Origin of the sequence: Escherichia sp. E4702 (assembly GCF_963883545.1) — a bacterium.
Classification (GTDB): domain Bacteria; phylum Pseudomonadota; class Gammaproteobacteria; order Enterobacterales; family Enterobacteriaceae; genus Escherichia.
This window is the reverse complement of the sequence record NZ_CAWORF010000005.1, coordinates 180,745-194,433: the sequence shown is the minus strand read 5'-3', so window position 1 is coordinate 194,433 and position 13,689 is coordinate 180,745. Positions and strand designations below refer to the sequence as shown.

Genomic DNA, 13,689 nt, shown 5'->3' with positions numbered 1-13,689 from the left:
ATGTGAGGCTTTTACTGAAATAACAATGAATTAGAGGGTTATATGGATTTCGATAAAATCGCCCAATCGTTGCTTCCTTTATTAGGTGGTAAGGAGAACATCGCCAGTGCAGCACATTGTGCTACTCGCCTACGACTGGTACTGGTTGACGACACACTTGCCGATCAAGATGCCATTGGCCAGATTGATGGAGTGAAAGGTTGTTTTCGTAATTCAGGGCAAATGCAGATCATCTTTGGCACCGGCGTGGTTAATAAAGTCTATGCTGCCTTTATTCAGGCCGCGGGCATTAGCGAATCCAGTAAATCAGATACCGCGCGTATTGCCGCTCAAAAACTCAATCCTTTTCAGCGAATTGCACGCTTACTGTCGAATATTTTTGTACCCATCATTCCTGCCATTGTTGCTTCTGGTTTATTAATGGGACTTCTGGGAATGGTAAAAACGTATGGCTGGGTGAATGCCGATAATGCGATTTATATCATGCTGGATATGTGCAGTTCAGCCGCATTTATTATTCTTCCCATCCTGATAGGCTTTACTGCTGCTCGTGAATTTGGTGGTAATCCTTATCTTGGCGCGACCTTAGGAGGTATCCTGACTCACCCAGCACTCACGAATGCCTGGGGCGTTGCTGCGGGATTTCAGACAATGGACTTCTTCGGTTTTGAAATCGCTATGATTGGTTACCAGGGAACGGTTTTCCCCGTGCTTTTAGCCGTGTGGTTTATGAGCATAGTGGAAAAACAGTTACGCAGGTTTATCCCTGATGCCCTGGATCTCATTCTGACGCCATTTCTGACAGTCGTCATTTCTGGCTTTATCGCTCTTTTAATCATTGGTCCAGCAGGACGAGCGTTAGGCGATGGTATCTCTTTCGTTCTCAGCACGCTGATTGCACACGCTGGCTGGTTAGCAGGGTTGTTATTCGGTGGGCTATATTCAGCCATTGTAATTACTGGCATCCATCATAGTTTTCACGCAATTGAAGCCGGGCTTTTAGGAAATCCTGCAATTGGTGTCAATTTCCTGCTGCCTATTTGGGCAATGGCAAACGTTGCGCAAGGCGGTGCATGTCTGGCGGTATGGTTTAAAACCAAAGATACAAAAATTAAAGCAATCACCCTGCCCTCGGCCTTTTCCGCAATGTTAGGTATAACTGAAGCCGCTATTTTTGGTATCAATCTTCGTTTTGTTAAACCTTTTATTGCTGCCTTAATTGGTGGCGCTGCCGGCGGTGCCTGGGTTGTCTCTGTTCACGTTTATATGACTGCCGTTGGTCTGACAGCAATACCCGGCATGGCAATAGTTCAGCCAACATCGTTGGTTAATTATATTATTGGAATGGCGATTGCTTTCGCTGTCGCTTTTAGTCTCTCTTTATTACTCAAATACAAAACGGACGAGGAATAATGTCGATGCCTTCACAAATGCCCGCGATTTTACAGGCAGTTATGAAAGGTCAGCCCAAAGCACAGGCAGATGCCCACTATCCTTGTTGGCATCTCGCTCCAGTCACCGGACTAATGAACGATCCAAATGGCTTTTGCTGGTCAGGAGGCCGCTATCATCTGTTTTATCAGTGGAATCCACTGGCTTGTGATCATAAGTACAAATGTTGGGGGCACTGGAGTTCGACGGATTTATTGCACTGGCAGCATGAACCATTAGCGCTAATGCCTGATAAAGAGTACGACCGTAATGGTTGTTACTCAGGAAGCGCGGTTAATAATCAGGGAGTTCTCACACTTTGCTATACCGGTAATGTTAAGTTTGATGATGGTAGCAGAACAGCATGGCAATGTCTGGCCACCGAAAATAACCAGGGTGGGTTTGATAAATTAGGCCCGGTAATACCGTTACCTGATGGTTACACCGGGCATGTTCGTGATCCAAAAGTCTGGAAGCACAACAGCCGATGGTACATGGTGCTTGGCGCACAAGATAAAGAGAAACGGGGGAAAGTGCTGCTGTATTCCTCTGTCGATCTGAATACCTGGTCTTTTCATGGAGAAATTGCTGGTAACGGTCTGAATGAAATAGATAATGCAGGATACATGTGGGAATGTCCTGATCTTTTCGCTCTTGATGGTGAATACATTCTCCTCTGCTGCCCCCAGGGAATAGCGCGCGAACATGAGCGCTATCTGAATACTTATCCCTGCGCCTGGCTACATGGACAGTTTGATCACGAGACAGGCAAATTTACGCATGACGCTTTCTCAGAGCTGGATGCGGGGTTTGAATTCTATGCGCCACAGACGATGGAAGCCCCGGACGGGCGACGATTGCTGGTTGGTTGGATGGGGGTTCCTGATGGTGAAGAGATGTTGCAACCAACCAGAAAACATCATTGGCAGCATCAAATGACCTGTTTGCGCGAACTCTCATTCCAGAAGGGAAAATTGTTGCAGATGCCAATCAGGGAACTCGCGCAACTGCGTGAAGCTGAACACTTCTGGCAAGGAAAAGCGGATTATGCGCCGCATGTCGAAATTGAACGCCTGGAAATGGACATCATTCCGTCGGGTGAGCTGTATCTGAATTTTGGCAACGCACTGGCACTACATCTCAATGCCGATGGTATTCAACTACAGAGGAAAAGCCTTGCAGGGCAAGAGAAACTAACTCGTTACTGGCGAGGAAGCGTAACGTCACTGAAGATTCTCTGTGACAGTTCCAGCGTAGAGATATTCATCAATAATGGCGAAGGTGTAATGAGCAATCGTTATTTTCCCCATCATCCAGCTTCGCTGATATTACAGGGTGAGTCTGACGTCACGTTACGCTACTGGTCGCTACGCGCCTGCATGGTAGAATGAGGGTTTTGAATTACGGATCCTCGTCGTGAGAAAAACCAAACGCGTTACTATTAAAGACATTGCTGAACTGGCGGGAGTGTCTAAAGCAACCGCCAGTCTGGTTCTCAATGGTCGTGGCAAAGAGTTACGTGTTGCGCAGGAAACGCGTGAGCGTGTGCTGAGTATTGCCCAACAGCAGCATTATCAGCCCAGTATTCATGCCCGCTCATTACGGGACAACCGCAGTCATACCATTGGTCTTGTCGTTCCTGAAATCACTAACTACGGATTTGCAGTATTTTCCCATGAACTGGAAACATTGTGTCGGGAAGCGGGCGTCCAGCTCCTCATATCCTGTACTGATGAAAATCCTTCACAGGAAACAATGGTGGTGAACAATATGATTGCCCGCCAGGTTGATGGGTTAATCGTCGCATCCAGTATGCTGCATGATAATGACTATCAAAAACTTAGCGAGCAATTACCTGTTGTGTTGTTCGATCGCCACATGAACGGCAGCACATTGCCATTGGTAATTACTGACTCTGTTTCTCCCACCGCCGCCCTGGTGGCAGATATTGCACGGAGTCACCCGGATGAATTCTATTTTCTGGGCGGACAACCCCGTTTGTCACCGACACGCGATCGACTGGAAGGATTTACACAAGGCTTGCAGCAAGCCGGAGTAACGCTACAACCTGAATGGATTATTCACGGTAATTATCATCCGAGCTCAGGATATGAAATGTTTGCCGCACTATGCGCTCGTTTAGGACGTCCCCCTAAAGCATTATTCACCGCCGCTTGTGGGTTACTGGAGGGCGTTCTGCGCTATATGAGCCAATATAATTTACTCGACAGTAAAATCCACCTGGCAAGTTTTGATGATCATTACTTGTATGATTCACTTTCGGTAAGAATCGACACGATACAACAGGATAATCGCCAACTTGCTTTTCACTGCTTTGAGCTTATTTCGCAACTGATTGAAGGTGAAACACCATCCCCGTTACAGCGTTATCTTCCTGCCAGTCTACAAAAACGCTATCGATAATCCCGTCACTATCTTGCATCGCCCCTGTAAAACGGGGCGATTGTTTTTCAACCTGAACGTTAAATATTAATGATGAATAATCAAATCAGGCAATATTTAAATATTTATGTGTTTGCATCGACAAACGCCAGTTACGCGCAATGCAAGTTTCAATGCACAAACGCGTAGCATCTTCCTTCTGGCTAATTGGCTGAAGTGCAATGACTCGCGGTTTATCATCGGTCAGCGTCGCCAGCAATTCATCCAGTGCTTCGATATCCCGTACGCGTCCAACTGGGTGTTTGATTTCGTTAGCTCGCTCCAGGGCTTGCGACAATACTTCATAACCGCCACGCATATTCAGTTTTGGCGACACGGTGACCCAGGTATTCGGCGTACAACGCACTTCATGAGTACCGCTGGTTTCTATCTGGCAACTGAAACCGTTCTTTTCGAGCAGGTCAGTTAGTGGCATCAAGTCATGAATACAAGGCTCACCACCCGTAATCACCACGTGACGCGCGGTGTATCCCTGACGACCGATGACTGCGAGCAAGTCTTCACTGCTTGCTGCTCCCCACTTATCACTCTCTTTCGTTTTACCCAGAATGCTGAAAAGGGAAACTTCCCGATCCTCAAGCTTTTCCCATGTGTGTTTGGTGTCGCACCAGGCACAGCCGACCGGGCATCCCTGTAAACGAATAAAAATGGCGGGGACGCCGGTAAAGTAACCCTCACCTTGCAGGGTCTGGAACATCTCGTTAATCGGGTACTGCATAGCATTCTCTGAGAAGTGGATAATTGTTAATTATTGCAGATCCTGCCGCAACAATCATGTCTTATTAACATTCTGTTACAGGCGGGTTTAAGGTAAAAAGTGAATCAGATCATTAAGAATAAAATGAAGCGGCGTATTATGTTTTAAAGGATTAAATAAAAGGGATTTAAACATGTTTAGAATATTCATCGTATTTATATTTATTTTCAATTTATCAGGTTGCGGTTATAACGATATTCAAACCTATGATGAGCAGGTTAATGCCTCCTGGTCAGAAGTACTGAATCAGTATCAACGTCGCGCCGATCTTATTCCTAATCTTGTCGCAAGTATTAAAGGTTATTCCAGCCATGAAAAAGAGGTACTGGAGGCCGTTACGTTAGCCCGTAGTCAAGCTAATCGTGCCAGCAGCGATCTTCAGCAAGCTTCGGGAGATGAGCAAAAATTACAAGCCTGGCAACAAGCTCAGGCGCAGGTGACTCGCGCTCTCGGGCAGTTAACGATTATTAGTGAACGTTATCCAGAATTAAAGGCTCAGGAACTCTATCAAAATTTAATGGTACAACTCGAAGGAAGCGAAAATCGAATTGCTGTCGCGCGAGGAAGATATATTAAAGCCATTGAACAATATAATGTCACTATCCGCAAATTTCCCGCAGTGTTAACCGCAAAGGTCATGGATTACACACCAAAGAAAAATTATTTGCCGGATGATGTCGCCGCAGTAAGCAAAGCCCCAACAATAGATTTTAGCCAGAATGCGAGTGCTCATTAGGCGAGTTAATTATATGAAAAATTTTATCTTACTTCTTGTTCTGGTCTGTTCATCTGCGTTTGCAGTACAAGTTCCAGTACCTGAATTACCTAAATATATAAATGATTTAACAGGGACATTAACCAGAGGGGAAGTAAGTACGCTGACCAGCCAGATTAAAGCCCTGACGCAAAAAGAACAGACGCAGCTTGTGGTATTGGTGGTTGAAACCACAGGCGAAGAAACCATCGAGCAATATGCAACACGTGTGTTCGAAAGTTGGCAGCCCGGCCATAAAGGTCGTGATGACGGTATTTTACTGTTAGTTGCCTGGCAAGATCATACAGTTCATATTGAAATCGGTTACGGGCTTGAGGGTATTCTTACTGATGCACAGTCCGGGCAAATTATTCGCAACAGTATTATTCCCGCGTTTAAAAAAGGCGACCTTGCTGGCGGCTTGCAACAGGGTATCAGTGATATTGAAACCCGACTATCAGGAAATGATTTAGTCAATAACACATCGCCCGATCACCCTTTGCCCTTTAGCGGTTGGTGGGCTTTGTTAGTCTGGGCGATAGTACTGACGTTTATTTCTGCCAGAGGATATGTCAAAACGCTGGGAGTAATTTGCTTTGCTGCCATAATATTGGCCTTTGTACTTCCCATCGCTGGATATAGCGGGAGCTGGGGAGTTCTTGCCACATTATTATGTTTCGCCACACCGTTCCTGGTCGTAGCTATCGCTTTCACACCTTTCGGCAGAAAGGTGCGTGATTCAATGCGTAGTGCCAACCGACCGTCACGTTACGAAAGAAGCAACTCGGCCTCCAGGCATTCTTCATCATCGTCGTCATCTTCCTCTTCATCGTCTTTCGACAATGACAATTTCAGCGGTGGCGGCGGTTCATCTGGTGGCGGTGGCGCTTCCGGGCGTTGGTGATCGTAATGCGCTTAATCTTTATTTTACTCGCTTTGTGGTGCCTTCCGGTGCTTGCCCAGCAAATTGCTGTGCCGGAGCTGCGCCAACAGGTGACCGATATTACTGGTACGTTAAGCTCGTCTGAACAACAATCACTGACACAGCAGCTGCAGGATATTACACAAAAAACACGAGCCCAGGTCGCCGTATTAATTGTGCCATCCACCGGGGACGATACCATTGAACAATATGCAACTCGCGTTTTTGATAGCTGGAAACTGGGGGATGAGCGGCGTGACGATGGTATTCTGATCCTGGTCGTCTGGGAAGATCGTAAAGTTCGCATTGAAGTGGGCTACGGGCTGGAAGGGGTGGTTACCGACCTGCAAGCGGCGAAGATTATCCGTGATATATTAATCCCTGCTTTTAAAAGTGATGACCTTATGGGTGGGTTAACACTGGCAAGCGAAAATATTGGCGCGCTTCTGTTGAATGGTGAATTACCGGAAAACAGGGGGAATTACTACAGTATCAATCCCCCTATTCCATTATCGCTTGCTGTAATTATATTACTGGCGGTGCTTTCATATTTTATTGTTTTTACCGATCCGTCAAATCTCCCTGGATAGCACTCACTGGCGCAATTTACGGGATGGTATTCCTTTATGTTGCAGAGCCAGGACCATGGACGAATTTAATCGTTGCCTGCGGTATGTTAACGCCTTTCGCGATCGTAGCGCTGCTTATCTTTTGGCTTATAGTTAGTAAAAAACTACGCGCCAAATATAAGAAACTCGGTAAAGAAAGGGCTTCAAGAAAAGGTTCTTCTTCATCCTCTTCCGGTGGAGGCTCAAGTGGTGGTGGGTTTAGCGGCGGTGGCGGGTTTAGCGGTGGCGGTGGTTCATCTGGAGGCGGTGGTTCCTCAGGCCGCTGGTAACTCAACCATAAAAAACGCCAGCCCGAAGGCTGGCATTTTTAAATCAGATAAAGTCAGACTTATGCCTGGCCTTTGATCTCTTTACGACCGTTGTACGGTGCTTTTTCGCCCAGAGCTTCTTCGATACGAATCAGCTGGTTGTATTTAGCAACACGGTCAGAACGGCTCATAGAACCAGTTTTGATCTGGCCTGCAGCAGTACCAACAGCCAGGTCAGCGATGGTAGCGTCTTCAGTTTCGCCAGAACGGTGAGAGATAACTGCAGTGTAGCCAGCGTCTTTCGCCATCTTGATTGCAGCCAGAGTTTCGGTCAGAGAACCGATCTGGTTGAATTTGATCAGGATGGAGTTAGCGATACCTTTTTCGATACCTTCTTTCAGGATCTTGGTGTTGGTTACGAACAGGTCGTCACCAACCAGCTGGATTTTGTCGCCCAGTACTTTGGTCTGGTATGCGAAACCGTCCCAGTCAGATTCATCCAGACCGTCTTCGATAGAAACGATCGGGTACTGTTTGGTCAGTTCTTCCAGGAAGTGAGTGAATTCTTCAGAGGTGAAAGCTTTGTTGCCTTCGCCAGCCAGAACGTATTTACCGTCTTTGTAGAATTCAGAAGCTGCACAGTCCATCGCCAGAGTGATGTCTTTGCCCAGTTCATAGCCAGCAGCTTTAACAGCTTCAGCGATAACAGCCAGAGCTTCAGCGTTGGAACCCAGGTTCGGCGCATAGCCACCTTCGTCACCAACTGCAGTGTTCATGCCTTTCGCTTTCAGAACTTTTGCCAGGTGATGGAAAACTTCAGAACCCATGCGGATGGCTTCTTTCACAGTTTTCGCGCCAACCGGCTGAATCATGAATTCCTGGATATCAACGTTGTTGTCAGCGTGCTCACCACCGTTGATGATGTTCATCATCGGAACCGGCATAGAGTATTTGCCCGGAGTGCCGTTCAGTTCAGCGATGTGCTCATACAGAGGCATCCCTTTAGCGGCAGCAGCAGCTTTGGCGTTAGCCAGAGATACAGCCAGGATTGCGTTCGCGCCGAAGTTAGATTTGTTTTCGGTGCCGTCCAGGTCGATCATGATCTTGTCAATGCCAGCCTGATCTTTGGCATCTTTGCCAATCAGCGCCTGAGCGATCGGGCCATTAACCGCAGCAACAGCTTTGGTTACGCCTTTGCCCAGGAAACGGGATTTGTCGCCATCGCGCAGTTCCAGTGCTTCACGGGAACCAGTAGAAGCACCTGATGGAGCAGCTGCCATACCGACGAAACCACCCTCCAGATGTACTTCGGCTTCAACAGTCGGGTTACCACGGGAGTCGATGATTTCACGACCGATGATTTTTACGATTTTGGACATTAGGTTTTCCTCAAGTCACTAGTTAAACTGAAACTCCAGACAAACAACGCGTACCCAGGGTACGCGTTGCCGTTCTAACTTTTTTACTTACTTCGCCTGACGTTTCTGGAACTCGCTGGCGGCTTTTACAAAGCCAGCAAACAGCGGGTGTCCATCACGTGGAGTAGAAGTAAACTCCGGATGGAACTGACAAGCCACGAACCACGGGTGATTCGGAACTTCGATGATCTCGACCAACTGATCATCCCCGGAACGGCCCGCAACGCGCAGACCTGCATCTTCAATCTGTTTCAGCAGCATGTTGTTGACTTCGTAGCGGTGACGATGACGCTCAACAATTGTCGGCGCATTGTACAGCTGGCGAACCAGGCTATTGTCAACCAGCTGGCACTGTTGTGCGCCGAGACGCATGGTGCCGCCGAGATCGCTCTTCTCGCTACGAACTTCAACGTTGCCGTTTTCATCGCGCCACTCGGTAATCAGCGCCACAACCGGGTACTTACAGTCTGGCACAAATTCCGTAGAGTTGGCGTTCTCCATGTTGGCAACATGGCGAGCGTAATCAATTAACGCCACCTGCATACCCAGGCAAATGCCCAGATAAGGAATATTGTTCTCACGCGCAAAGCGCGCGGTAGTAATCATGCCTTCTACGCCACGATAGCCGAAACCGCCAGGTACGAGGATCGCGTCCAGACCTTTAAGGATTTCAACACCGCGCGTTTCAACATCTTGTGAATCGATCAGTTTGATGTTGACGCTGACACGATTCTTCAGCCCACCGTGTTTCAGTGCTTCGATCACGGATTTGTAAGCGTCCGGCAGTTCAATGTACTTGCCGACCATACCGATAGTGACTTCACTCACCGGATTCGCTTCTTCGAAGATAACCTGTTCCCATTCGGACAGATTCGCTTCCGGGCAGTTTAAGCTGAATCGTTTACAAATATAATCGTCCAGCCCCTGAGATTTCAACAGGCCCGGAATTTTATAGATGGAATCGACATCTTTCAGAGAAATAACCGCTTTTTCCGGAACATTACAGAACAATGCAATCTTCGCACGTTCGTTAGCCGGAACGGCGCGATCTGAACGACAAATCAGGATGTCAGGCTGGATACCGATGGAGAGCAGCTCTTTTACAGAGTGCTGGGTCGGTTTGGTTTTGACTTCACCAGACGCTGCCATGTACGGCACCAGCGTCAGGTGCATAAACAGAGTGTGCTCACGGCCAATTTCAACAGCCAACTGGCGAATCGCTTCGAGGAACGGCAGGGATTCGATGTCACCTACGGTACCGCCGATTTCGACCAGAACCACGTCGTGGCCTTCACCACCTGCAAGAACGCGTTCTTTGATAGCGTTAGTGATGTGTGGAATAACCTGTACGGTTGCGCCGAGGTAGTCACCGCGGCGTTCTTTACGCAGAACGTCTGAGTAGATACGACCCGTGGTGAAGTTGTTGCGGCGGCTCATTTTGGTACGAATGAAACGCTCGTAGTGACCCAGGTCCAGGTCGGTTTCAGCGCCGTCTTCAGTAACGAACACTTCCCCGTGTTGGATTGGGCTCATAGTACCTGGATCGACGTTAATGTACGGATCCAGTTTCATGATGGTCACATTGAGGCCACGGGCTTCAAGAATGGCTGCGAGGGAGGCTGCGGCAATGCCTTTACCCAGAGAGGATACGACCCCGCCGGTCACAAAAATATAGTTCGTTGTCATGCTGAACCTGAGAAGTTAGGTTGAAAAGACGATGGAATAACCAGGACGGGAAAGCAGTATACCCGAACATGACCTGTGCCACAAACTTTCATTATCCCTCCTCTTCGCCAGCGCACTATTGAAATCAGGAGTGAGAAAATAGCCCCTTTGGGGTAAATGTTTTTGACGCAAATCAAGCGCTTGTCATTTAAAAAATGACACAAATGGCGCTTGACCGCGTAATTCCCTTAGAGATCAATTTCCTGCCGTTTTACCTGTTGCCAGACTTCTTCCATTGTTTCGAGGTCAACACCTGTCATTTCCAGTCCACGCGCGGCAACAATACGCTCCACTTCGCGAAAACGACGCTCGAATTTTTCATTCGCTTTTTGCAATGCGATTTCTGCTTTCGTCCCTAAATGGCGAGCCAGATTAACCGTTGCAAACAGCAGGTCGCCCATTTCCTCCTCCAGTTTAGCCTGGTCGACAACAGCCTGCCGCGCCTCGTACATCACCTCGTCGATCTCTTCGTAGACTTTATCGACCACCGGGCCAAGCGTCGTCCAGTCAAAACCAACGTTGGCGCAACGTTTCTGGATTTTTTGCGCACGCATTAAAGCCGGTAAACTACGAGGAATATCATCCAGCGCCGAATGCTGTGCTTTCTGCGCGCGTTCTTCAGTTTTGATTTGCTCCCAACGGGCGAGCACTTCACTACTGTTTTCGGCAGAACTGTCAGCAAAAACATGCGGATGGCGACGCTCTAATTTATCGCTGATCGCAGCACAAATATCATTAAAGTCAAAGCGCCCTTCTTCCTGGGCCATTTGCGCGTAAAACACCACCTGGAACAACAGATCGCCGAGCTCACCGCGCAGATCGTCAAAGTCTTCGCGGGCAATGGCATCCAGCACTTCGTAGGTTTCTTCAAGTGTGTAAGGTGCTATAGAAGCAAATGTCTGCTCTTTATCCCACGGGCAGCCGTTTTCCGGATCGCGCAGGCGCTGCATGATGGTGAGCAAACGGTCGATTTGATTCATTAGAATGTCCTGAAAATTGCGGGTCTGTCAGGTGTAATACCTTCGAGTAAAAGATATCGCTGGATACGGCTGACGCCATATCCAGCTATGTAAGACTAACTCCCGTGCAGTCGACGCGCGTCGATAACATCCGGCACCTGGTTGAGTTTACCCAGCACGCGGCCCAGCACCTGCAGGTTATAAATCTCAATGGTCATGTCGATGGTTGCCAGTTGCTGTTTGGTGTCGCTACGGCTGGCAACGCCAAGCACGTTCACTTTCTCATTGGCGAGAATGGTCGTGATATCACGTAACAACCCACTACGATCATTAGCCAGCACGCGGACCACCAGCGAATATCCGGCGGAGTAGCTCTCGCCCCATACAGCATCAACAATGCGTTCTGGCGCATGGGAGCGTAGCTCCACCAGTTGTTCGCAATCGGCGCGGTGCACAGAAATACCGCGTCCCTGAGTAATGAAACCAACAATTTCATCACCAGGAATCGGCTGACAGCAGCGCGCGATGTGGTGCATCAGATTGCCGACACCTTCTACTACCACGCGCCCGTTATCTTTACTGCGGTTTTGCGGGGCATGGCTTTTTTGCTGAAGCTGCTTCAGCGCGGCGGCGTCCTGCTCTTCGGCACTCGGCTTATTAAATTGCGATTGCAGGAAATTCACCATCTGATTGAGACGGATATCCCCGCCACCAATCGCCGCCAGCAACTCGTCGACATCATTGAAGTTGTAACGCGGCAGCAGGTGTTTTTCTGCTTCTTTCAGGCTGATCCCAAGATGTTCCAGCTCGTCATCAAGGATTTGTCGTCCAGCCAGAATGTTTTTGTCACGATCCTGTTTACGGAACCAGGCATGAATTTTCGAACGCCCACGGCTGGTTGTGACGTAACCGAGGTTTGGGTTTAACCAGTCACGGCTGGGATTGGGCTGTTTCTGGGTGATAATTTCAATCTGGTCACCCATCTGTAACTGGTAGGTGAATGGCACAATCCGCCCGCCAATTTTTGCCCCGATGCAGCGGTGTCCGACATCGCTGTGGATGTGATAAGCGAAGTCCAGCGGCGTTGATCCCGCAGGCAAATCAACGACATCACCTTTCGGCGTAAAGACGTATACCCGGTCGTCAAACACCTGGCTGCGTACTTCGTCGAGCATTTCGCCGGAATCAGCCATCTCTTCCTGCCACGCAATCAGTTTACGCAGCCAGGCAATCCGGTCTTCATGTCCCGAACGCGCCCCGCCAGCAGCCGCACCTTCTTTGTATTTCCAGTGCGCAGCGACACCCAGTTCTGCATCTTCATGCATCTGTTTGGTGCGGATTTGGATCTCAACGGTTTTGCCACCCGGCCCCAGTACCACAGTATGAATAGACTGATAGCCGTTTGGTTTCGGATTTGCGACGTAATCATCAAATTCATCCGGCAAGTGGCGATAGTGAGTGTGCACTATCCCCAGCGCGGCGTAGCAGTCTTGTAAACGCTCGGCAACAATACGTACTGCACGGACATCAAACAGCTCATCGAAGGCGAGGTTCTTTTTCTGCATTTTGCGCCAGATGCTGTAGATGTGTTTCGGACGACCATACACTTCAGCTTTAACGCCTTCAGCTTTCATCTCAGCGCGCAGATGACCGACAAACTCTTCGATATAGTGTTCGCGGTCGAGACGGCGTTCATGCAGCAATTTGGCGATGCGCTTGTATTCGGTCGGGTGGAGATAACGGAAGCAGTAATCTTCCAGTTCCCATTTCAGTTGCCCAATCCCGAGACGGTTCGCCAGCGGCGCGTAGATATTGGTGCACTCTTTTGCTGCAAGTACGCGTTCATCTTCTGGCGCGTCTTTCACTTCGCGCAGATGGGCAATTCGCTCCGCCAGTTTGATGACCACGCAACGGAAGTCATCGACCATCGCCAGCAACATCCGGCGAACATTATCGACCTGCTCGGAGGAAACAGAATCGGTGTGTGTGGCTTTAAGCTGGCGGATTGCCGCCATATCGCGCACACCGTGAATAAGATTAACGACCGACTTACCGACGCTCTCGCGCAGTACGTCTTCGCTGACTACGTTGGCATCGGCCAGAGGGAACAGTAGCGCCGCCCGCAGCGTGTCAATGTCCATACTTAATGTCGAGAGGATCTCCACCATCTCGACACCACGCCACAACAGTAAACTGGCATCCGGATGCCCCTGCGTCTGCTGCAGACAATACGCCCAGGTTTCGGCTAAGCACTCACACGACTTCTGGCTGGCAATCCCCAGACTTGCGATCCATTTGTCCGGATCAAATTCACCAGCCTTATTGATATGTGCACTTCTTACCGCAACCATTGTCCTCTCCTTTAGGGACCTGACCTGCCGAA

Annotated in this window: 9 protein-coding genes and 2 pseudogenes; 6 read left to right on the top strand and 5 right to left on the bottom strand. The window is 48.9% G+C overall.

Annotated elements, in window-relative coordinates; all coding sequences use genetic code 11:
* Positions 1–42 precede the first annotated feature (42 nt).
* The 3 genes from AACU94_RS02250 to AACU94_RS02240 are packed head-to-tail and all read left to right on the top strand — an operon-like array spanning position 43 to position 3,855.
* Positions 43–1,413: a sucrose-specific PTS transporter subunit IIBC gene (locus AACU94_RS02250; RefSeq protein WP_130214525.1), complete on the top strand. Its 1,371-nt coding sequence runs from the start codon at positions 43–45 to the stop codon at positions 1,411–1,413.
* A complete protein-coding gene (locus AACU94_RS02245; RefSeq protein ID WP_135488855.1) occupies positions 1,413–2,822 on the top strand; it encodes a sucrose-6-phosphate hydrolase in 1,410 nt (469 codons plus the stop codon). The genes AACU94_RS02250 and AACU94_RS02245 overlap by 1 nt, the downstream gene beginning before the upstream one ends.
* Positions 2,823–2,847: 25 nt before the next feature.
* Positions 2,848–3,855 (top strand): LacI family DNA-binding transcriptional regulator, encoded by a 1,008-nt coding sequence (locus tag AACU94_RS02240; protein ID WP_001232702.1) that lies wholly within the window; start codon positions 2,848–2,850, stop codon positions 3,853–3,855.
* An 85-nt stretch (positions 3,856–3,940) separates the two neighbouring features.
* On the opposite strand, the gene queE is transcribed toward AACU94_RS02240, so the two are convergent.
* On the bottom strand, positions 3,941–4,612 hold the full coding sequence (gene queE / locus AACU94_RS02235) for a 7-carboxy-7-deazaguanine synthase QueE (protein WP_130214529.1): 672 nt from the start codon (positions 4,610–4,612) through the stop codon (positions 3,941–3,943).
* 172 nt (positions 4,613–4,784) lie between these two features.
* On the opposite strand from queE, the gene AACU94_RS02230 reads away from it, so the two are divergent.
* The 3 genes and pseudogenes from AACU94_RS02230 to AACU94_RS02220 all read left to right on the top strand — a co-directional run bounded on the left by AACU94_RS02230 (position 4,785) and on the right by AACU94_RS02220 (position 7,225).
* On the top strand, positions 4,785–5,387 hold the full coding sequence (locus AACU94_RS02230; protein ID WP_130221515.1) for a LemA family protein: 603 nt from the start codon (positions 4,785–4,787) through the stop codon (positions 5,385–5,387).
* Positions 5,388–5,400: 13 nt separating this feature from the next.
* Positions 5,401–6,072 (top strand): annotated as a pseudogene (locus tag AACU94_RS02225) (TPM domain-containing protein); the annotation flags it as partial.
* Between the two features lie 233 nt (positions 6,073–6,305).
* Positions 6,306–7,225, top strand: a pseudogene (locus AACU94_RS02220) (TPM domain-containing protein).
* A 59-nt stretch (positions 7,226–7,284) separates the two neighbouring features.
* Here AACU94_RS02220 and eno read toward each other — a convergent pair.
* The 4 genes from eno to relA form a co-directional block, all read right to left on the bottom strand.
* Positions 7,285–8,583: a phosphopyruvate hydratase gene (eno, locus tag AACU94_RS02215; protein WP_064528183.1), complete on the bottom strand. Its 1,299-nt coding sequence runs from the start codon at positions 8,581–8,583 to the stop codon at positions 7,285–7,287.
* Positions 8,584–8,670: 87 nt separating this feature from the next.
* On the bottom strand, positions 8,671–10,308 hold the full coding sequence (gene pyrG, locus AACU94_RS02210; RefSeq protein ID WP_130207680.1) for a glutamine hydrolyzing CTP synthase: 1,638 nt from the start codon (positions 10,306–10,308) through the stop codon (positions 8,671–8,673).
* A 227-nt stretch (positions 10,309–10,535) separates the two neighbouring features.
* Positions 10,536–11,327: a nucleoside triphosphate pyrophosphohydrolase gene (mazG, locus tag AACU94_RS02205; protein ID WP_112912024.1), complete on the bottom strand. Its 792-nt coding sequence runs from the start codon at positions 11,325–11,327 to the stop codon at positions 10,536–10,538.
* A 95-nt stretch (positions 11,328–11,422) separates the two neighbouring features.
* Positions 11,423–13,657: a GTP diphosphokinase gene (relA, locus tag AACU94_RS02200; protein ID WP_130207682.1), complete on the bottom strand. Its 2,235-nt coding sequence runs from the start codon at positions 13,655–13,657 to the stop codon at positions 11,423–11,425.
* Positions 13,658–13,689 lie beyond the last annotated feature (32 nt).

Coding starts and splice junctions, on each gene's coding strand:
- AACU94_RS02250 (WP_130214525.1), top strand. CDS start 43: ATGGATTTCGATAAAATCGCCCAATCGTTGCTTCCTTTATTAGGTGGT.
- AACU94_RS02245 (WP_135488855.1), top strand. CDS start 1,413: ATGTCGATGCCTTCACAAATGCCCGCGATTTTACAGGCAGTTATGAAA.
- queE (WP_130214529.1), bottom strand. CDS start 4,612: ATGCAGTACCCGATTAACGAGATGTTCCAGACCCTGCAAGGTGAGGGT.
- AACU94_RS02230 (WP_130221515.1), top strand. CDS start 4,785: ATGTTTAGAATATTCATCGTATTTATATTTATTTTCAATTTATCAGGT.
- eno (WP_064528183.1), bottom strand. CDS start 8,583: ATGTCCAAAATCGTAAAAATCATCGGTCGTGAAATCATCGACTCCCGT.
- pyrG (WP_130207680.1), bottom strand. CDS start 10,308: ATGACAACGAACTATATTTTTGTGACCGGCGGGGTCGTATCCTCTCTG.
- mazG (WP_112912024.1), bottom strand. CDS start 11,327: ATGAATCAAATCGACCGTTTGCTCACCATCATGCAGCGCCTGCGCGAT.
- relA (WP_130207682.1), bottom strand. CDS start 13,657: ATGGTTGCGGTAAGAAGTGCACATATCAATAAGGCTGGTGAATTTGAT.